Annotated in this window: 18 protein-coding genes; 5 read left to right on the top strand and 13 right to left on the bottom strand. The window is 39.5% G+C overall.

Annotation, left to right across the window (positions count from 1 at the left end; translation table 11 throughout):
• Positions 1-8: 8 nt before the first annotated feature.
• From secA to ACYQ35_RS00160, 5 genes are all read right to left on the bottom strand, one after another.
• Positions 9-2,576, bottom strand: a complete 2,568-nt coding sequence (secA, locus tag ACYQ35_RS00180; protein ID WP_009460416.1) for a preprotein translocase subunit SecA — start codon at positions 2,574-2,576, stop codon at positions 9-11.
• A 172-nt stretch (positions 2,577-2,748) separates the two neighbouring features.
• On the bottom strand, positions 2,749-3,039 hold the full coding sequence (locus ACYQ35_RS00175) for a hypothetical protein (protein WP_459828990.1): 291 nt from the start codon (positions 3,037-3,039) through the stop codon (positions 2,749-2,751).
• Between the two features lie 112 nt (positions 3,040-3,151).
• On the bottom strand, positions 3,152-3,844 hold the full coding sequence (locus tag ACYQ35_RS00170; protein WP_459828987.1) for a 4-hydroxy-tetrahydrodipicolinate reductase: 693 nt from the start codon (positions 3,842-3,844) through the stop codon (positions 3,152-3,154).
• On the bottom strand, positions 3,832-4,749 hold the full coding sequence (gene dapA / locus ACYQ35_RS00165) for a 4-hydroxy-tetrahydrodipicolinate synthase (RefSeq protein WP_459828984.1): 918 nt from the start codon (positions 4,747-4,749) through the stop codon (positions 3,832-3,834). The genes ACYQ35_RS00170 and dapA overlap by 13 nt, the downstream gene beginning before the upstream one ends.
• A gap of 3 nt (positions 4,750-4,752) precedes the next feature.
• Complete coding sequence (locus ACYQ35_RS00160) at positions 4,753-5,382, bottom strand: single-stranded DNA-binding protein (protein ID WP_009460412.1); 630 nt, start codon at positions 5,380-5,382, stop codon at positions 4,753-4,755.
• Positions 5,383-5,619: 237 nt separating this feature from the next.
• Here ACYQ35_RS00160 and typA point away from each other — a divergent pair, with 237 nt between their 5' ends.
• The 4 genes from typA (at position 5,620) to hpf (ending at position 9,684) form a co-directional block, all read left to right on the top strand.
• Complete coding sequence (typA, locus tag ACYQ35_RS00155; protein WP_009460411.1) at positions 5,620-7,443, top strand: translational GTPase TypA; 1,824 nt, start codon at positions 5,620-5,622, stop codon at positions 7,441-7,443.
• Positions 7,443-8,351, top strand: a complete 909-nt coding sequence (locus ACYQ35_RS00150) for a phosphatase PAP2 family protein (protein WP_459828980.1) — start codon at positions 7,443-7,445, stop codon at positions 8,349-8,351. Before typA ends, ACYQ35_RS00150 begins: the two co-directional genes overlap by 1 nt.
• Positions 8,352-8,386: 35 nt before the next feature.
• Positions 8,387-8,998, top strand: coding sequence for a phosphate-starvation-inducible PsiE family protein (locus tag ACYQ35_RS00145; RefSeq protein ID WP_009460409.1), 612 nt, complete (start codon positions 8,387-8,389; stop codon positions 8,996-8,998).
• A gap of 149 nt (positions 8,999-9,147) precedes the next feature.
• Positions 9,148-9,684, top strand: a complete 537-nt coding sequence (gene hpf, locus ACYQ35_RS00140; protein ID WP_009460408.1) for a ribosome hibernation-promoting factor, HPF/YfiA family — start codon at positions 9,148-9,150, stop codon at positions 9,682-9,684.
• A gap of 28 nt (positions 9,685-9,712) precedes the next feature.
• Here hpf and ACYQ35_RS00135 read toward each other — a convergent pair whose 3' ends face one another.
• The 3 genes from ACYQ35_RS00135 to ACYQ35_RS00125 are packed head-to-tail and all read right to left on the bottom strand — an operon-like array spanning position 9,713 to position 11,350.
• Positions 9,713-10,303, bottom strand: coding sequence for a sugar O-acetyltransferase (locus tag ACYQ35_RS00135; protein ID WP_459828976.1), 591 nt, complete (start codon positions 10,301-10,303; stop codon positions 9,713-9,715).
• A complete protein-coding gene (locus tag ACYQ35_RS00130; RefSeq protein ID WP_009460406.1) occupies positions 10,300-10,683 on the bottom strand; it encodes a VOC family protein in 384 nt (127 codons plus the stop codon). The genes ACYQ35_RS00135 and ACYQ35_RS00130 overlap by 4 nt, the downstream gene beginning before the upstream one ends.
• Positions 10,684-10,696: 13 nt before the next feature.
• Positions 10,697-11,350 (bottom strand): YigZ family protein, encoded by a 654-nt coding sequence (locus ACYQ35_RS00125; RefSeq protein ID WP_459829019.1) that lies wholly within the window; start codon positions 11,348-11,350, stop codon positions 10,697-10,699.
• A 182-nt stretch (positions 11,351-11,532) separates the two neighbouring features.
• Between ACYQ35_RS00125 and ACYQ35_RS00120 the strand changes: the two genes are divergently transcribed.
• Positions 11,533-14,094 carry a transglycosylase domain-containing protein gene (locus tag ACYQ35_RS00120; protein ID WP_009460404.1) on the top strand — a complete coding sequence of 854 codons (2,562 nt, stop codon included), beginning with the start codon at positions 11,533-11,535 and terminating at the stop codon, positions 14,092-14,094.
• 49 nt (positions 14,095-14,143) lie between these two features.
• Here ACYQ35_RS00120 and ACYQ35_RS00115 read toward each other — a convergent pair whose 3' ends face one another.
• From ACYQ35_RS00115 to ACYQ35_RS00095, 5 genes are all read right to left on the bottom strand, one after another.
• Positions 14,144-15,076, bottom strand: coding sequence for an ROK family glucokinase (locus ACYQ35_RS00115; RefSeq protein WP_459828971.1), 933 nt, complete (start codon positions 15,074-15,076; stop codon positions 14,144-14,146).
• Between the two features lie 10 nt (positions 15,077-15,086).
• Positions 15,087-16,022 (bottom strand): HPr(Ser) kinase/phosphatase, encoded by a 936-nt coding sequence (gene hprK / locus ACYQ35_RS00110; RefSeq protein ID WP_009460402.1) that lies wholly within the window; start codon positions 16,020-16,022, stop codon positions 15,087-15,089.
• Between the two features lie 43 nt (positions 16,023-16,065).
• Complete coding sequence (gene uvrC / locus ACYQ35_RS00105) at positions 16,066-17,907, bottom strand: excinuclease ABC subunit UvrC (RefSeq protein ID WP_459828967.1); 1,842 nt, start codon at positions 17,905-17,907, stop codon at positions 16,066-16,068.
• Between the two features lie 100 nt (positions 17,908-18,007).
• Entirely contained in the window at positions 18,008-19,411 is a 1,404-nt protein-coding gene (locus tag ACYQ35_RS00100; RefSeq protein WP_009460400.1) for an APC family permease, read from the bottom strand.
• A gap of 118 nt (positions 19,412-19,529) precedes the next feature.
• Positions 19,530-20,327, bottom strand: coding sequence for an ATP-binding protein (locus tag ACYQ35_RS00095; RefSeq protein ID WP_459828963.1), 798 nt, complete (start codon positions 20,325-20,327; stop codon positions 19,530-19,532).
• Between the last annotated feature and the right edge of the window lie 506 nt (positions 20,328-20,833).

The raw sequence follows: 20,833 nt of genomic DNA, 5'->3' as shown, positions 1-20,833 counted from the left end.
TTTTTTAACTATTTTCGTCCACAGCACTGTTTGTATTTCTTTCCGCTTCCACATGGGCATGGATCGTTTGGATATACTTTCTTTTCTTCTCTCTTCTTAGGTTCTTTCACAGATGTGTCATCTTTGTTTGTACCTGTCACCTGTGCAACCTGTTCTCTTTCTACTTTCTGCTCTATTCTAACGTGGAATAACAGACGTACCGTATCTTCTGCAATGGCATTTGTCATTGCTCCAAACATATCGTATCCGAGCATTTTATATTCTACAAGCGGATCTCTCTGACCATATGCCTGAAGTCCGATACCCTGACGCAACTGATCCATATCATCAATGTGATCCATCCATTTTGCATCGATAACTTTTAATAAAATAACACGCTCTACTTCTCTTAAATGTTCAATTTCAGGGAATTCAGCCTCCTTTGCCTCATACGCTTTTACGGCTCTTTCCTTCAATACATGTTTCAATTCTTTCTGACGCATGTTTTTCACTTCGTCCGGAGTAACAAATGTCATTGGAATTGTTGTGAGAAGGCTTCTTTCTAACTCTGCCAAATCCCACTCGTCTGAATCCAAATCAGGAGATACGCATGCATCTACAAGATTTTCCACATACTCCGTAATCATATGATAGATAGAATCTCTCATACTCTCTCCGTCTAACACGCGGCGTCTTTCCTCGTAAATAATCTCTCTCTGTTCATTCATTACCTGATCGTATTCCAACAGGTTTTTACGAATACCAAAGTTGTTATTTTCAATCTTCTTCTGTGCTTTTTCTATGGCATTTGAAAGCATCTTATGTTCTATCTGCTCTCCGTCCTCCACTCCAAGTGTATTAAATACACCCATAAGTTTCTCTGAACCGAACAGTCTCATCAAATCATCTTCCAATGAAATGTAAAATCTTGATTCACCCGGATCTCCCTGACGTCCTGAACGTCCTCGCAGCTGATTGTCAATACGTCTTGATTCATGGCGTTCCGTACCGATGATTTTCAATCCTCCTGCATTCTTTGCATCATCGTCCAGTTTAATATCCGTACCACGACCTGCCATGTTTGTAGCGATAGTTACCGCACCATGCACACCTGCCTGAGCAACAATCTCCGCTTCCATCTCATGGAATTTCGCATTCAATACGTTATGAGGAACTCCTTCTTTTTTCAACATTCTGCTCAACAGTTCAGAAGTTTCAATGGTAATTGTACCAACAAGAACCGGCTGTCCTTTTGCGTGCGCTTCCACAACTGCGTCGACAACCGCCTGGAATTTTTCTTCTTTTGTCTTATATACGGCATCGTCCAAATCTTTTCTCTGTACAGGAAGATTTGTCGGAATCTCAACAACGTCCATTCCGTAAATATCGCGGAACTCTTTTTCTTCTGTCAGGGCAGTACCTGTCATACCACTTTTCTTTTTGTACTTATTAAATAAATTCTGGAAAGTAATTGTCGCAAGCGTTTTACTTTCTCTCTTAACCTTTACATGTTCTTTTGCTTCAATCGCCTGATGAAGTCCGTCAGAATAACGGCGTCCCGGCATAATACGTCCGGTAAATTCATCGACAATCATAACTTCTCCTTCAGGAGTAACAACGTAATCCTGATCTCTGAACATTAAGTTATGGGCACGAAGCGCTAAAATAACATTATGCTGAATTTCTAAGTTTTCAGGATCTGCTAAGTTTTCCAAGTGGAAGAATTTTTCTACTTTCTTCACACCGTCTTCCGTAAGGCTTACGTTCTTTTCTTTCTCATTTACGATAAAGTCGCCTGTCTCCTCGATTTCCTCTCCCATAATGGCATTCATCTTAGAGAATTCTCCGCTCGCCTCTCCGCGTTCCATCTGTCTTGCTAAAATGTCGCATGCTTCATATAATTTTGTAGATTTTCCGCTCTGTCCTGAAATAATAAGCGGTGTTCTCGCCTCATCAATCAATACGGAGTCAACCTCATCGATTACGGCAAAATGAAGCCCTCTCTGTACTAACTGTTCTTTATAAATAACCATGTTATCTCTCAAATAATCGAAACCAAGTTCATTATTTGTCACATATGTAATATCGCAGTTATACGCTTCACGGCGTTCGTCATTGTCCATAGAGTTCAAAACAACGCCGACTGTCAGTCCGAGGAACTCATGTACCTGTCCCATCCACTCAGCATCACGCTTTGCCAAATAGTCATTGACTGTAACGATATGTGTTCCCTTGCCTTCCAACGCATTCAAATATGCAGGTAATGTAGAAACCAAAGTTTTACCTTCACCTGTTCTCATCTCGGAAATACGTCCCTGATGGAGAATAATTCCACCAATTAACTGTACTCTATAATGTCTCATATGTAATGTACGGACAGCGGCTTCTCTTACTGTGGCAAATGCTTCCGGTAAAATATCATCAAGCGTTTCTCCCTTTGCCAGTCTTTCTTTAAATTCTTTTGTTTTATCCCGCAATTCCTCATCTGATAATTTCTGCATATCCGGTTCTAATGCTTCAATCTTATCGACAATCGGATAAATACGCTTTAATTCATGTTCGCTGTGTGTACCAAAAATTTTTTCTAATAAGCCCATATCTTTCTCCTTGTTTGAAAATTCAAGAATCTTCGGTGTCCTTTCCCGAAGTCCAACTATGTTCCATTTTATCACTATACATACGTCAATTCAACCATTTTCTCTTACAAATGTCTTTATGGGGAATACAAAAAAAGAGTGTTGCATTTCGCCCCACTCTTTCCCTTCTAACTTATTTTGTTGGTGTATTATCAGCGCTGTTATTTGTATTGTTATTTGTGTTATTTCGATTATTTCCTGTAACATTATCTACCGTGTCTTCCACACCGTCTACGACATCTCGAACCCCGTTATCAATGCCCCGTCCTACATCTTCCATAACTCCGTCACCGTCTGTATTTTTCTTATCGGTGTTTGTTGTTGTGTTACCATTGTTGTTTGCATTTTCCTTTGTTCCGCAGCCAACTGCAAAAAGCATGCATACGCACAATAACGCTACTACTGTCTTTTTTATCTGTTTCATCTTATTTCTCCCTTTCTGTGTATTATGATTCACTAAGAATTTCTTCTTAACAGTAATATTTGCAAATCATTTTTTTCTATACACATTTTGACTTAGGGAAATTTTACCATTTTTATAAGAAAACATCTTTTATTGTATATAACCCATTTTTCTGCCCCGGCAAAAATTTTGCCGCCTCCAACGCTCCTTTTGCAAAAATAGTTTTAGAATACGCCGTGTGTTTTATTTCAATCACTTCATCTTCCCCTGCGAAAATAACTTCGTGTTCTCCCACTATCTTTCCGCATCGCACGGAAGTAATCGGTATATTTTCCTCTCCCACCGCCTTCCTTAATGCAAGAGCAGTCCCGCTTGGAGCGTCCTTTTTATACCGATGATGTTTTTCAATGATTTCCACATCATATCCCCTCGGAATCAATTCTTTCCCCAACGTTTTTAACAGTCCCAAAAGCACCGTGATGCCCAAAGACATATTTGCCGACTGTAATATAGGAAACTTTCCGGAAGATTTTTCTATTTTTTTCTGTTGTTCCTGGGACAGACCTGTCGTACAAAGAACAAGTGGAAGCGACCTTTTTTCACAGACATTTAGCAGTTCTTCTATCCCTGCGGAATGTGAAAAATCAATCACCGCATCTGCCTTTACCCCGCACTCCCACAGACTGTCAAATACAGGATATGCCCTCTCTTTACTTCCGCATTTGTCCACACCTGCCACAATTTGTACTTCTTCGTCTTTTCCGGCAAGCATCGTAACGATTTCACCCATTTTACCGTTACAACCATGCAAAATTATGTCAACCATATATTTCCTTCCCCTGATAATTCTATACCATACTCACACATAATACGGGCGAGCGTCCTCTCTTTTTCCTCCTCCAATTCTAACAAAGGCATTCTAAGTCCACCCACATCTTTACCCATAAGTGATAACGCTTTTTTAATTGGAATCGGGTTTACTTCACAAAACAACTGACGAATTAAAGGAAGCGCTTTCAGTTGCAATGCACAGCTTTCCTTTATGTTTCCTGACAGAAAGTTTTCGCATATTTTATGCACTTCTTTAGGCGCTATGTTGGCAAGAACGGAAATCACTCCCTTTCCGCCAAGTGATAATACCGGAACAATCTGATTATCGTTCCCCGCATATATGTCTGTTTTTCCTTCTGTAAGTTCCATAATTCTTGCCACCTGCGAAATATTGCCCGACGCTTCTTTTATCGCCACAATATTTTCTTCATTTTTCATCAGTTGGGCAACCGTTTCCGGCTCTATATTGCAGCCGGTTCTGCTTCCTACGTTATATAGAATAATTGGAATTCTTATATTTTCAGCATTTTTTCCATAGTGTGCTATCAAACCTCGCTGCGTAGGTTTATTATAATAGGGGGTTACAACAAGTACGCCGTCCGCACCGCAGTTTTCCGCTTCCTTTGATAATTGCACTGTAGTCTGCGTACAGTTTGTTCCCGTCCCCGCTATAATCGGTACTCTTCCTTTGGCAAATTCTACCGCCCTTCTTATACAGAAGAGCCTTTCTTCTTCTGACAAAGTAGCAGATTCCCCTGTCGTTCCGCAAATAATAAGCGCATCTGTCTGATTCTCACAGTGGTATTCCACCAATTCTTCCAGCATTTCTTCATTGATGCTTCCGTCTTTGCGAAACGGTGTTACAAGGGCAACCCCCGAACCGATAAAAACAGATTTCATTTTCTATTCTCCAACACATTCTAATTTGCTGACAGATACCTCATAGGCAACACGTTTTTCCGTTTCCACCTCCGATAGTTTTTTCACGTATTCTCTGCTCTGAATACGTCCGAGAACCTGAACATGTTCTCCAACCTCAAAAGAAGATGCATATCTTGCATTTCTTCCCCAACAGATACACGGTATGTAATCCGATTTTCCGTATGGTCTGTTGACCGCCAGCAATAAATCCGCGATTTCCCTGCCAAGCGGTGTTTTTCTGTAAACCGGCGCCTTACAGATATATCCGTCCAACAAAATATTATTTGTTTTTGCTCCGTCCAATTCCTCTTCCACAAATGAGATTTCTCTTGCAAACACAGACAGTACAAGTCGGTTTCTGTCCTCCTCGTGTCTGTTATATGAGCGGAACTGACCATTTACCATAATATATTCTCCGCGATAATCCTGTGTCACATCAATAAGTCTTTCTGAAACCATCAATGGGATTCTGTCATCTGAGTTACTCAGTCTTCTCACCAAAACTTCCACCATATAAAATCCTTCACCAAACACTTCATGGCTGAAAGTAAATTCAGATACTACCTCTCCCATAATTGTAACTTGATTGTTTTCAATAACCTTATCCGACATAATTTGTAATTCTCCCTTCCTCTTCGTCGTATTTTCTTGTCTATACTATCTTATTCCCCAATTTTTCTTTTAAGACCATATTTCCCCGAAAACCGTATGCCTTTTCTCGACAACTAAAATCGACATTTTTCCTTCAAAACCCTTGTAATCTAACGATAATGTGATAAACTGTATAAGTTGTAATTTGCTAATAAGCCAAATAGTTGGCTTTTGATAAAAGAAAGAAGGTAACTTATAATGAAAACCAAAAGAGAAGATATAAGAAACATTGCCATTATCGCCCATGTAGACCACGGGAAAACAACTCTCGTTGACGAGTTATTAAAACAAAGCGGTGTATTCCGTGAAAATCAGGAAGTTGCGGAACGTGTTATGGACTCCAATGACATCGAACGTGAACGTGGGATTACTATTCTTGCGAAAAATACTGCCGTATATTATAAAGATACAAAAATTAATATCATTGACACACCGGGACACGCTGACTTCGGCGGAGAGGTAGAACGTGTATTAAAAATGGTAAATGGTGTTATCCTTGTTGTAGATGCTTTTGAAGGTGCAATGCCTCAGACGAAATTTGTTCTTCGCAAAGCGTTGGAATTACAACTTCCGGTTATCGTTTGCATCAACAAAATTGACCGTCCTGAAGCACGCCCTGACGAAGTTATCGATGAAATTTTGGAACTTTTCATGGACTTGGACGCTTCCGACGAACAGTTAGACTGTCCGTTTATCTACGCTTCTGCAAAAGCAGGACACGCTATTTTAGATTTAACTGACGATCCGAAAAACATGGTTCCATTGTTTGAAACAATCTTGGACTACATTCCTGCTCCGGAAGGCGATCCTGATGCGGATACACAGGTATTGATCAGTACAATCGACTATAATGAATATGTCGGACGTATCGGTGTGGGAAAAGTTGATAACGGTACTATTTCCGTAAATCAGGATATGGTTGTTGTAAACGCCCACGAACCTGACAAACAGAAAAAAGTAAAAATCAGTAAATTATATGAATTTGACGGATTAAATAAAGTGGAAGTAAAAGAAGCCGGCATCGGTTCAATCGTTGCCATCTCAGGAATTTCCGACATTGCTATCGGAGATACGCTTTGCTCACCGGAAAATCCTGTTGCGATTCCATTCCAGAAAATTTCCGAGCCGACTATCGCCATGCAATTTATTGTAAACGACAGTCCTTTTGCCGGACAGGAAGGAAAATATGTAACCTCACGTCATTTAAGGGAACGCCTTTTCAGAGAATTAAACACGGACGTAAGTCTTCGCGTGGAAGAATCTGAAAACGCCGACAGTTTCCGCGTATCAGGACGTGGCGAACTTCATTTATCCGTGTTAATCGAAAACATGCGTCGTGAAGGATACGAGTTTGCCGTAAGTAAGGCGGAAGTATTATATAAAAAAGACGAGAAAGGCAAACTGTTAGAGCCAATCGAAACTGCTTACATTGATGTTCCTGATGAATTTACCGGAACGGTTATCGACAAATTAAGCCAGAGAAAAGGTGAACTCCAGAACATGAGTGCATCAAACGGAGGTTATACACGGTTGGAATTTTCTATTCCGGCCCGCGGACTTATCGGTTACCGTGGTGAATTTATGACAGATACAAAAGGAAACGGTATTTTAAATACGGCATTCGAAGGATATGCCCCATATAAAGGAGATATTCAGTACCGCAAACAAGGTTCTCTTATCGCCTTTGAAACAGGGGAATCCGTAACATACGGTCTTTTCAGCGCTCAGGAACGAGGAACTTTATTTATCGGACCCGGTGAAAAAGTTTATTCCGGTATGGTTATCGGTCAGAACGGAAAGGCAGAGGACATTGAATTAAATGTATGCAAAACAAAACATCTGACAAACACCCGTTCTTCAGGCTCTGACGATGCTCTAAAACTGACAACTCCACGTATTTTAAGTTTGGAGGAGGCTTTAGACTTTATTGACACAGATGAATTACTTGAAGTTACTCCGAAAACATTGCGTATCCGCAAAAAGATTCTTGATTCTAAAATGAGAAAAAGAGGAGCAAAATAGTGGATTTTTTAAGATTACTCAAGGGGATTCGCTCCCCTCTTTTCAATAAGATTTTTCAATTTGTTACGTATTTTGGGCAGGAACTTTTAATCATTGCGTTTATCTGCACGCTTTATTGGTGTGTAAATAAACGCTTTGCTTATATCTTGGGATTTACTTACTTTACCGCAGGACTTTGTGTCCAGACATTAAAAATCACATTTCGCATTCCCAGACCGTGGGTAATTGACCCTAACTTTCACCCTGTAGAAAGTGCTGTTCCCGCTGCTACCGGATATTCCTTCCCAAGCGGACATACACAGGGGGCAACCTCTCTTTTTGCTCCCATTGCCTTTCACACGAAAAAGCGGATTCTTTCTTTTTTGTGCGTATGTGCATTTTTACTTGTGGGATTTTCCCGTATGTATTTAGGAGTACACACGCCAAAAGACGTGCTTGTTTCTATGGGTATTTCCCTGTTTTTTGCATGGCTGATTACACATTTCTCCCATATTCTTTTGGATATGGAATGCTACTGGAAACGAATTGTCTTCTGTTTAATCTGTCTTGCCGCCCTAATTTCCATATACACACTTTTTCTTCTGCATACAGATACAATCGACTATAAATATGCTGCCGACTGTCTGAAAGCATGTGGAGCCGGTATCGGATTTGCGGTGGGTTGGTATATTGAACAGACTTATCTGCAGTTTGACGTAAAGACAAAGCACATTTACACACAGGTTCTTAAAGTAATCATCGGACTTTTAATTGCTCTATTGATAAAATCTTTTCTGCCTTTTCTTATCGGTGAGAGTATTTTCTCAAAAATGGCAGAATACTTTATTCTTGTACTATGGATTCTCGTCCTCTATCCATACTGTTTCAACCGGGTAAATAAATTTTCTTTACAGAAAAGCATAGATTAGATAGAATAAAAGAAAAGAGAAAAAGAGGGTTTTCTATGACAAAATATCTATCTGCTATTTTAAAGAAACTGGCAACTGCAATGGAAATATTTATCGCTTTTCTTCTTGCCGTGGGTATCATTTTGCTCTCGGCAAGACTTACTCTCGACCTGATTCACATTCCAAATTTGGAAGTTTCTCCAAATTATGAGGATCTGTTGGAAAACTGTTTTAACCTGATTATCGGGGTAGAATTGATTCGTATGGTATACACGCACAGACCGGGAACTGTATTTGAAGTGTTACTTTTCGCCATCGCACGACAGGTAATTATCGAACACGGCTCTCCGCTAAACAGTCTTATCGGTGTAGTTGCCATAGCTGTTCTGTTTGCAACAAGAAAATTCCTTTTCTGTGAATTTGACGAAGCAGAAAAAATACTTTTTCGTGCAACGCAGAAAGTCTTTCTTGTCAACAGACTGATTCATGTGAACATACCTTTTGAGGAAGGAGATACTCTCCGCGATGTGATTGTACGACAGTTAGATAAACATCAGGAAGATGTCGGCGTGGGTGCATGTGCCTACTTTTCTAATTTAGGACTTCGCGTTGCAAAAATGCATAAGGGAGAAATCTCCCGTGTGGAAGTCATTCGCTCAATCAAATAATCTAAAAGACTGACTTTTAATTGTCAGTCTTTTATTTTTATTTAATATTTTTATCTTTCTTTTTGTTGCATTCTTCTCGGTTTTTATGTATAATATATCCATAGTACAAACTATCCTTTGTACAATATATCGAAAAGGAGTTGGACAGCATGAAATTTATTATTAGCGGAAAAAACATTGAGGTAACACCAGGTTTAAAAGAAACTATCGAGCATAAACTCGGCAAATTAGAAAGGTACTTCACTCCTGACACGGAAATTATTGTAACACTTAGTGTAGAAAAAGAACGTCAAAAAATTGAGGTTACTATTCCTGTTAAAAAAGACATCATTCGTTCGGAGCAGGTAAGCAGCGATATGTATGTATCCATCGATTTGGTAGAGGAAGTTATTGAAAGACAACTTCGTAAATACAAAAATAAATTAGTGGCAAGACATCAGGCAGGCGGTAATTTTAATCAGGCTTTCTTTGAATCGGAAGATGATACGGCCGACACCAACGAGATTAAAATTGTTCGTACAAAACGATTCGGTATCAAACCGATGTTCCCTGAAGATGCTTGTATGCAAATGGATTTATTAGGACATAACTTCTTTGTATTCAGCAATGCAGAAACAGAACAGGTAAATGTAGTTTATAAACGTAAGGACGGTTCATTTGGTTTAATTGAACCGGAATTCCAATAGTACCCCCTTTTTAAAGAGCCTTCGCAAACTAAATGCGAAGGCTCTTTTCCTTACTGTCTTCTTCTGTAATCTCCCGTATCACTCTGCATGGATTTCCCACTGCCATCGAATTGTCCGGTATATCTTTTACAACAACACTTCCACCACCAATGACAACATTATTCCCTATGCGGACTCCCGGCATCACATGTACCCCCGCACCAATCCATACATTATCGCCAACGGTAATCGGACGGGCATATTCCAATCCCGTATTTCTTCTCTCAAAATCAATCGGGTGTCCTGCCGTATAGAATCCACAATTTGGACCTACAAAAACATTATCCCCAAAAACAACTTTCCCACCGTCTAAAATCACTGTATTATGATTCGCAAAAAAGTTCTCTCCAATTTCTATGTTATACCCATAATCACACCAAAACGGTGCAATAATACAAAACTTTTCTTTTGTTTTTCCTAAAAGTGATTTTATAATTTTCATCTGATTTTCTTCATCAGAAGGTCGCAACTGATTATATTCATAACACAAATCTTTCGCAACTTTTCTTTCCTGCAATAATTCCGTATCATTATTCGCGTCATACAGCATTTGTCTCTTCATTTTTTCTTTCTCAGTCATAATGTGATTTCAATCTGATTATTTTCTATACCTATAATGCAACTCTCATAATATCCGTCCCCCGTTGTACGAGGACCGCTCATAACTTCAAATCCATCTTTTCGCAGTTTCTCCGTTAATTCATTCACTTTTTCTCTGCTTCCCACACGAAAGGCAAGGTGAATAAATCCTGTTCTTGCAAACGTCTTCTCCGCATCGTCCATAGAAGGTCTGTGCATGATTTCTAACCTTGCTCCATCATCAAACGATAAAAAATACGATTGAAAATCCGTTTTAATATTGTGATATTTTTTATTTGAAACCGCTCCAAAATACTTTTCAAAAAACTCTCTCGTCCGCTCCAAGTCTTTTACATACATTGCTATATGTTCAATTTCCATATATTATCTCCTTCTACTCCTGAAAAATGACCATTTCTCCATCTATCTTTGCAAAATAACATTCTTCCCCTTTTTCGATAAGTGCCTGCCCGTTTGTGCCTTCCACAATCTCACCGGTCAGCACTTCTTCCTCTTTTGGAACAAGCACTTCCAAAACAACCTTTTCCGTATATGTGGACTGCAGAACAGTTATCCCCCTCTGACCTAAAATGTACTGTATTTTCCCCAGTCCCGTATAATCCGTAGTAATTTCCAGTTTACACCCGTACATTTTGGTTATAATCTTACTGGCAGAAATTCCTTCCTGTGTCGCCTTTGAATAGGCACGAACCAAACCTCCCGTGCCAAGAAGTGTACCGCCAAAATACCTTGTAACAACAACTGCGATATTGTGAATTTTTTCTCCCAAAAGAACATCGAGCATTGGTTTTCCCGCTGTTCCGTTTGGTTCTCCGTCATCACTACAGCGCTGTACCTCAAATCTCTCTCCGGCTGTATACGCAAAACAGTTGTGAGTGGCGCTCCAATGCTGTTTTCTCACTTTTTCGATAAACTCCAGCGCCTCCTCCTCTGTTTTTATCGGCTGAACGGTTGCAATAAATCTTGATTTTTTCTCCACAATTTCAGCCTCTCCGCCTGTGTATACTGTTTTATATTCTGCTAACATATTCATTTTCACCTTTTCCTGATATAAATACTTATTCGTCCTGAATACTATTACTATAAAAGAATTTCTTCTTATCCACAAGATTTTCTTAAGTTTTTCCTACTATTTATGAACTTTTTATTTTTCGCTTTATTTAAAATTGGTTATTTGATATAATATCATGGTAAAAGGAGGCAAAACTCATGAATTATGGAAAAAAGAACGCTTCAAAAAAGCAGCGGGAAATCACCTCTAAAGCAAATATGCAAAAGAAACGAATTTTCTCCCGCCTTTTTAAATCCGTTATACTTTGTATTGTAATCATTGGGATTGTCGGTATTATCGGTGCCGGTTTCTTCGTAAAGAAAACTATTGATAACGCACCAAATATCTCTCCTGCGAACGTAAAACCTACGGGATACACAACATTTGTTGTGGATAAAGACGGAAATGAAATTGAGAAATTTGTTTCTTCCGGCTCCAACCGTGTATACAAAACACTTGATGAGATTCCGGTTCATCTCCGCCAGGCTTTTGTCGCCATTGAAGATGAACGTTTTTATCAACATAAAGGGATCGATCTAAAGGGAATCGTTCGTGCAGGGGTTGTCGGACTAACCAGTGGGCATTTTTCAGAAGGTGCCAGTACAATCACACAGCAGTTAATTAAGAATACAGTCTTTCCTGATTTTGTAAACGAAAACGGCTTTTTTGAAAGCCTTGAGCGTAAAATTCAGGAACAATATTTGGCTTTGGAAATTGAAAAACAGATGGATAAAGATTTAATTTTGGAAAATTATATGAATACCATCAACCTCGGCCAAAACACTTTGGGTGTACAAGCCGCTTCCAAACGCTATTTTAACAAAGATGTTTCCGAATTAACCTTGTCGGAATGTGCCACAATTGCGGGAATCACTCAAAATCCAAGCACATTTAACCCTGTGACAAACCCTGAGAAAAATAAAGAGCGCCGCAAAAAGGTTCTTACAAAAATGTTAGAGCAGGAATGTATTTCACAGGCAGAATATGATGAAGCGCTGGCTGACGACGTATATGCCCGCATTCAGAATGTAAATACCCAACTTGCAGGCTCTGATGTAGATTCCTATTTTATTGATGCTCTTGCTGATCAGGTTATCGAGGATTTGCAGCGCACCGATCCGGGTTATCCGGGTTATTCCGAAACGCAGGCAATTAACGCTCTTTACAGTGGAGGTTTGACGATTTACGCTACGCAGGACGCTGAAATTCAGAAAATTGCCGATGAAGAAATGAATGACGACAGTAACTATCCTTCATCTGTGTATACGGGAGTTGAATACGCCCTGACCGTCACAAGAAAAGACGGCACACAGGAAAACTACAGTTCCGGTCATCTCAAAAAATTTGGAAAAGAAAAATATAACGATAAACAGGGATTGCTTTTCACTTCCGAGGAAAAAGCGAAGGCTCGTATAGAGGCATTTAAAGCGTCTATTGCACAGGAAGGCGATAAATATGATGAAAAAATCCTCTTTTCGCCGCAGCCACAGGCATCTGCAGTTATTATGGATCAATATACGGGAGAAGTGAAAGCGCTCGTGGGCGGACGCGGTAAAAAACAATCCAGCCGAAGCCTGAACCGTGCAACCGGATCACTCAGACAACCCGGATCTGCATTTAAAATTGTTGCAGTTTATGCCCCTGCTTTGGACAGCGCAGGTCAGTCTTTAGGAACAGTAACAAAAGATGAGCCTTTTGAAAGAAACGGAAAATCTTACAAGAACGCCTACAATGGTTTCAAGGGTAATGTTACAATGAGAACTGCCATTCAAGATTCCGTCAACATCAGTGCTCTTAAAACTTTTGAGGAAATAACTCCTCAACTCGGATTTGAATACTCCGAGAAATTAGGAATTTCAACTTTAGTTAAGTCAAAAAAAATCAACGGAAAAGTATATAGTGATTTACAGCTTCCAACAGCCCTCGGCGGTATCACTGACGGTGTCTACAATCTGGAAATGACGGGTGCTTATGCCGCCATTGCTAACGGCGGTGTTTATAATACACCTATCTTCTATACGAAAATTTTAGACCACGAGGGAAATGTTCTTATTGATAATACGAGCAACTCAAGAACTGCTCTGCGTAAATCTACCGCTTATCTTCTGACAAGTGCAATGGAAGATGTCGTAAAACAGGGAACAGGTAAACAGGCAGCCCTTACCAATATGCCTGTTGCAGGTAAAACCGGTACAACTACTTCCCGTGTTGATATTTGGTTCTGTGGATTTACTCCTTACTATACCTGTTCTGTGTGGGTTGGTTTTGACGATAATAAAGAACTTCCGAGCGGAAACTATAACCAAAAATTATGGAAAGGAATTATGTCAAGAATCCATAAGAACCTTCCATACAAAGACTTTGAAGTGCCGGATACCGTGGCAAAGAAAAAGGTATGTTCTATTTCCGGTAAAGTCGCTTCCTCTTCTTGTCCATATCATATGGAATATATAGCATTAGATGGCGGCTCAGATAAAGTTTGTTCAAGCCATTCCGGTTATCCGGGTTCTGTAGGCGGAATAACATCATCTGAAGATGAAAACACAAATCAAGATGAAAATGGTGATTTCTCAGATGGAAATGATACGACCGCAACACAGCCTGAAAACAGTGGAACAGACAACGGGAACGGTTCTGACAGCACCGATAACAGTAATAATTCCGGGGACGGCAATTCTGATTCAAATCAGGAACAGCCTGTTCCTCCGACAGTACCGTAGTAGCAAAAAGGACGTAGGTTTTATAAAAACCTACGTCCTTTTTTCACGCTTATTCAAGAATTAATTTCGCTGCTCCATAAATTCCCGCATCATTTCCCAGTCTTGCCAACTCAAATCGACATTCTTTATTGGCAAAAAATACTCTTTCCATAAATGATTCTGTAATGTAGTCCAAAAGAATTGTTCCGGCTTTTGAAACTCCTCCACCGATAACGACTATTTCAGGATCAACTGCTGCTGCCAGATTTGCCAACGCATAACCTAAATATTTTCCAAATTCTTTTGCAATCTCTATGGCAACTGCATCATTTTCTTTTACCGCATCAAACACTGTTTTTGCACTGACTTCTTCATTGCGTAATACAGTTTCATCATCATTTTCTGCAAGACGTTTTTTTGCAAGTCTTACAATCCCCGTAGCAGACGCATACTGCTCCAAACAGCCTCTGTTTCCGCAGCCGCATTTTTCTGTTTCTTCGTAATTAACACAGATATGTCCGATTTCCCCGCCGGCTCCATGTCCACCGACTACCATATGTCCGTTGGAAATAATTCCTCCGCCGACTCCTGTCCCGAGCGTTACCATAACCATGTTTTTGTGGCCGAATCCGCCGCCTTTCCACATCTCGCCCAAAGCGGCTACATTAGCATCATTTCCAACTTTTACGGGAATTCCCACCAATGTTTCCAATTCGTGTTTTACTTCTTTGTATCCCCAACCTAAATTGGCAGTTGCCTGTACAACCCCCGCTTCTGTAACCGGGGCAGGTATCCCCACGCCGACTCCCAGAACTGCTTCTTTATCCAAGTTGTGATTTTCCATTTTTTCTCGAATCGAATCTGCCACATCAGGAAGAATCATTTCTCCGTGATTTTCTTTTCTCGTTTCAATTTCCCACTTTTCTATCAAAGTTCCGTCAAAATGGAACACCCCCATTTTAACCGTAGTTCCTCCAATGTCAACTCCAAAACAATATCTCATTTTCTCTCTCCTATTTCTTCTGCGTTAAATTTTCCTGTACTCTTCTGTACAATTCCTGTGCTGCATTGTAGCCCATCTGTTTCTGTCTGTGGTTAACTGATGCAGACTCTACGATAATGGCAAGGTTTCTTCCCGGACGAATCGGAATGGAATGACATACCACCTTATTTCCGAGGAATTCCGTGTACTCTTCTTCCAATCCAAGTCTGTCGTATTCTTTTTCCTTGTTCCAATCTTCCAGAGTGATAACAAGGTCAATATTCTGCGTTTCTTTTACACTCTGCACACCGAAAAGCATTTTTACGTCAACGATTCCAATACCGCGCAACTCGATTAAATGTCTTGTAATATCCGGCGCTGTACCGACAAGAGTTTCATCACTGACTTTTCTAATTTCGACAACGTCGTCCGTTACAAGTCGATGTCCTCTCTTAATTAATTCCAAAGCCGCTTCGCTTTTTCCGATACCGCTTTCTCCCATAATCAATACTCCGACACCATATACGTCAACTAAAACACCGTGAATGGAGATGCAAGGTGCAAGTTCCACATTCAGCCAGCGTATCGCCTCCGCCATAAATGCAGACGTTTTTTTGTCTGTCGCAAAAACCGGAATATTTTTCTCGTTTGCCTTTTTCAACATCAACTCGTCCGGATATACTTTTGTACTATATATCAAACATGGAATGTCATACGATAATAATTGTTCGTATATGACTTCTTTTCTCTCTTCCGGCATCTTTTCTAAATACGTATATTCCACGTATCCAATCACCTGAATACGCTCTGAATCAAAGTGGTCAAAAAATCCTGTCAACTGTAATGCAGGACGGTTAATGTCCGGCACCGTAATAACTCTCTCCGTCATATCTATATCCGGTGTAAGATTTTTCAGTTCCATTTTTTCAACTAATTTTTCTAATCCGACACTTCCAGCGCAACTCATAAAGTTCCTCCTCCTATTTAAAATGTTCACTCTGCTTAGTATATCATTTATGGAAAAAGTTGTACACTTCCTGAGCCGATTTTTCGTTCATTGACGGTAAATTTTTCAACTCTTCCACCGTCGCCTCTTTGATTGCATCTAAACTCATGAAATGTTTCATTAAATCTTTTCTTCTGGCCGGGCCTATTCCTTTAATATCATCTAAAATAGAGTGAACCTGTCCCTGTCCTCTCAGTTTTCTGTGAAATTCTATTGCAAATCGGTGTGCCTCGTCCTGAATCCGTGTAATCAGACGAAATGCTTCCGAGTTTCTGTCAATCGGTATTTCCACGTTATTATAGTATAACCCTCTTGTCCTGTGATTATCATCTTTTACCATACCGCAGACCGCAATATTTAAGTGTAATCGTTTCAATACCTGCAGCGCCACATTGACCTGTCCTTTTCCACCGTCCATCATAATCAAATCCGGAAATGAGGTAAAACTTCCCAGTTCTTTTCCTTCCTCTTTTTCTTTGATACCATGCTCAAATCTTCTCGTCAGCACTTCTTCCATACTTGCGTAATCGTCTGCTCCCTGCACACCTTTTATTTTGAATTTTCGATAATCATTTCGTTTTGGCTTTCCTTTTTCATAGACAATCATGGAGCCAACGGAATTAAACCCGTTCGTATTGGAAATATCAAACGCTTCCATTCTGACAAGATTTGACAAACCAAGCAGTTTTTCTATTTCTTTTACTGCGCCGATTGTTCTTCCTTCTTCTCTTTTTAGTCTTTCTTTGTCTGTGGAGAGAACAAGTTTTGCATTTTTCTCCGCCAAATCTACCAGTTTCTTTTTCTGCCCCTTCTGATGAACCGTAATATATACTTTGTGTCCCCTCTTCTGTGTAAGCCATTCCTCCAAAAGTCTACTCTCTTTTAATTCTTCCTGCACCATAAGTTCACGCGGAATATATGGTGTCCCTGCATAAAACTGTTTAATAAAATTTTCTAAAATCTCATTTTTTTGTTCCCCTTCGTTTATCTTCATATAGAAATGGTCTCTCCCAATCAGTCTTCCGCCGCGGATAAAAAACACCTGCACCACTGCATCATTCTCCTCCGTTGCCACGGCCAGAATATCTTTGTCCTCCCCGTCACTGTTTGTTATTTTCTGCTTCTGAGCAATCTGCTTTACGCTGTTTAGTAATTCCCTGTATTCGATTGCCTTTTCAAAATCCAGTTCTTCTGACGCCTTCTCCATTTTTTCTTCCAGTGTTTTTAAAATCTTATCGTATTCCCCACCGAGAAAACGCAGAGCCTGCTGCACGGATTTCCTATACTCTTCTTTTGAAACATAGCCCTGGCAGGGCGCATAACATTGTTTAATATGATAATTCAGACATGGGCGCTCTTTTCCAATGTCCTTCGGCAGATTTCTGTTACAACTTCGTATATGGTAAAGTTTACGGATTAAATCTATCGTATCTTTCACCGCCCCCGCGCTTGTGTACGGACCAAAATATTTTGCCTTATCTTTCTTTATCTCTCTGGCAAACAGAACTCTCGGATAGTCTTCTTCCACCGTCACTTTAATAAAGGGATACGTCTTATCGTCCATCAGCATGGTATTGTATTTCGGTCTGTGTTCTTTGATTAGATTACACTCTAATACAAGCGCCTCCAGTTCCGAATCCGTCACAATATATTCAAATCGGGAAATGTGGGTAACCATCTGCTCTATCTTAGCCCCCTTATTCCGACTGCTCTGAAAATATTGACGCACACGGTTCTTCAGGCTGATTGCCTTTCCCACATAGATGATATCGTCTTTTTCATCATGCATTAAATATACTCCGGGTCTGCCCGGTAACTTTTTTAATTCTTCCTCTATGTTAAACATTTCTTTTTTCCTTTCTACCCTTTGTATTTTAACACATCTTTTATGCTCAAAAAAGGCATATCCCACAAAACAGGATACGCCTTTTCGATTTATTTTTCTCTTATTTTTTTGATTTCTTAGCAAGAATAGGCATAATTGCACCTAATCCTAAAAGAACAAATGGTGTGAGAATGTTCAATGTAAGCTGGAATAAATCCTCTGAGTAAATACCTCCGATGCAGGCAATTGCAGTAAAGATAAAGCACCATGCCCCAAAGATAATACCAACCGTTTTATTCTTCACGAATTTATATTCAGGAGCAAATTTTTCTCCCGCTTTTTTCAATGCAATGTAAGCAACAAATACCCATAAGTAACGTAATGGCATACATACGGAATTTAATTTTACAAGCCATTTTACTAAAACGTCTACATTTTTAATACCAAATGCAGGAATGATAATCAAGATACTTACGATTACCGCTACTAATTTATGTCCGTTTGTATAAGCGCCATGTTTGTTCTGTTTGAACATTGATTTTGGAATATAGTTCTCATCAGCGTTTCCAAGTAACATACAAAGTGGTGCATCGATGGAAATAACCATAACCGAGAACTGTCCGAGGAACTGTGTAATCGCATATAAAATAACGAATAAGTTTCCTACTTTATAGTAATCACCTAATTTCTGGAATGCGTAGTAAGCACCGTTTGTCATAAGGTCCTCAGGAATGTTATTAGAGTCAAACATCATTCCCATGGAAATTGTTCCTAAAATCGCACATACGGCAACCATAACAGCTAACGCTATCATACCTTTTGAAAAGTCTTTCGCAGGATTTTTTGTCTTGTTTACATATGGCGAGAATTTCTCACAACCACCTACCGCAAATACAAGGATAGATAATCCTGTAAAGAATTTCATGTCGAATGTCGGCATAAATGTTTTCACAGACCAGTCAATCTCTAATAATGGCGCATTTGTAATCGCAGGCGCTGCCATCATTAAAACAATGTATAAGATAGACATAATAAACATTGTTGTTCCCGCAAGTGTAGAAATCTTCTTCAACATGGAAACACCTTTAGATGCAAGGAATAATGCCAGGAAGAAAATAGCAAGACAGAGAATCTGCATAACTGTCGTATTCATCTCACTTGCTCTGTTGTCCTGGAATATGATCCAACTTGTTGCAATAACCGCTGAGTTCGGTTTCTGTGAAATGTAAGGCATATGCACTACCCAGTATGTCCAACCGGCATAATATGCAAGTCTTTTTCCCATAGTTGCTGAAATCCATGAACTTACACCACCGTTCGCATTTTTAAATGCTGAACCAAGTTCGCCTACCATCAACGCATATGGTACAAAGTAAATACCGAATACAATTATCCATGCAACGATTGCCTGCAAACCATTGTATTCTGAGAATCCGTTGATAACGTTACCGAATCCCCATACACCACCAAACGCCATAAACGCAAGGCTGTACCACAAAATTTTCTTTTCGTTTTTCTGATTCATAGTTTTTCTCCTTTTGTTAAGTTACTATGTTAATGGTATAACAATCTTTTCTATTTTGCAAGAAATATTTCATTTTTCTCTTTCCAATTTTTGTTTTTGAATTTTTTTATGCAACTATTTATTCAGAAAAAGAATGTATGGAACCTTTCGGAAAGAAAATTGTCACTCTCGTATATTTTCCCTCCTCCGAATCAATCTGAAGCCGAAGTCCCAGTCTGTCACTCAGTTTTTTCGCTAAATACAATCCCATTCCCGTGGCGTTTGTCTTTTTCCTGTTTGAGCCTGTAAAACCTTTTTCAAACACTCTCGACAATTCAGACTGTTTAATTCCGCAACCGTTATCTTCCATGACAAGCGAAATATTTCCATCATGACTGACACTGTAGATGACAAGTCTTTTTTCTTCCTTGTTCATATATTTTACCGCATTCTGTAATATTTGAGAGAGAATAAACTGAAGCCATTTCTCATCTGTATACACCGTATTTTCCATATCGTGAATATCCAGAGTTACTTTCTCTTCCAACAAAACATATCGAAACTTCAACAGAACATGATGCATCATCTCATCTAAAGATAACTCTTTGACAAAATAATCTTTCTCTGTATTTTCGCTTCTCGCATAATACAGCATCTGCTCTACCAACTGAAAAATCTTATCCGTTTCTTTCTTCAGCGAATAGTCTCTCGCATTATCAAAAGTCAGCGACAATGCTCCGATTGGTATTTTAATCTCGTGGGCAAAACTTTCCACATATTCCTGATATTCCACCTGTTCTTCCGTCAAAGCACTGATTTTGTCATTCATCGCCTTACATGCCCTTTTCAGCGCATAATAATATGCCTGATTTTCCAAATCTTTCGGTTTCTGAAGAATTTCAGAAATATAGTATGCCTCCTGAAGATTATCGGTCATTTCAACTATCCGTTGATTTTTTCTGCATTTATTGCGATAAGTCAACCATAGAAAGCCTATTTGAAAAACGGTATAGATGAATATCATCAGTGAAATATACAGACCGTCCACCCCTGATAAAAAGAGAAGAAAGGAAACCAGTACAAGAAAAAATAATTGAAACAGAATAGTTTCTTGCAAATAATCAATAATTCAAATCCCAGTTTGTGTGGAAGATACGCTCAAAATCTTGCAAACCGACGGAGTGAACCAGCCTGTGGCGAGCGATTATCAAGCCCCCGTTATCTAACAGGGGGCACAAAAAACAAGAGACAATATACATTAACAAGCGGAAACCGCTGTATTTACAAGGCGAAAACGCATTTTACATGGTGTGATATATATTATGCCATTATCACTTGGAAAAATTGAATAAGACATTTTCCTGATATAGAATGGCTTTGGAATAGAATGTAGATTCAATGTGCAACTTGATAGGGTGAATAATAAATTGATTAGAAACCAAT

The sequence above is a fragment of the Faecalimonas hominis genome, assembly GCF_054660755.1.
Note: the sequence above shows the minus strand (reverse complement) of the source record. Positions and strands in the feature narration are given on the sequence as shown.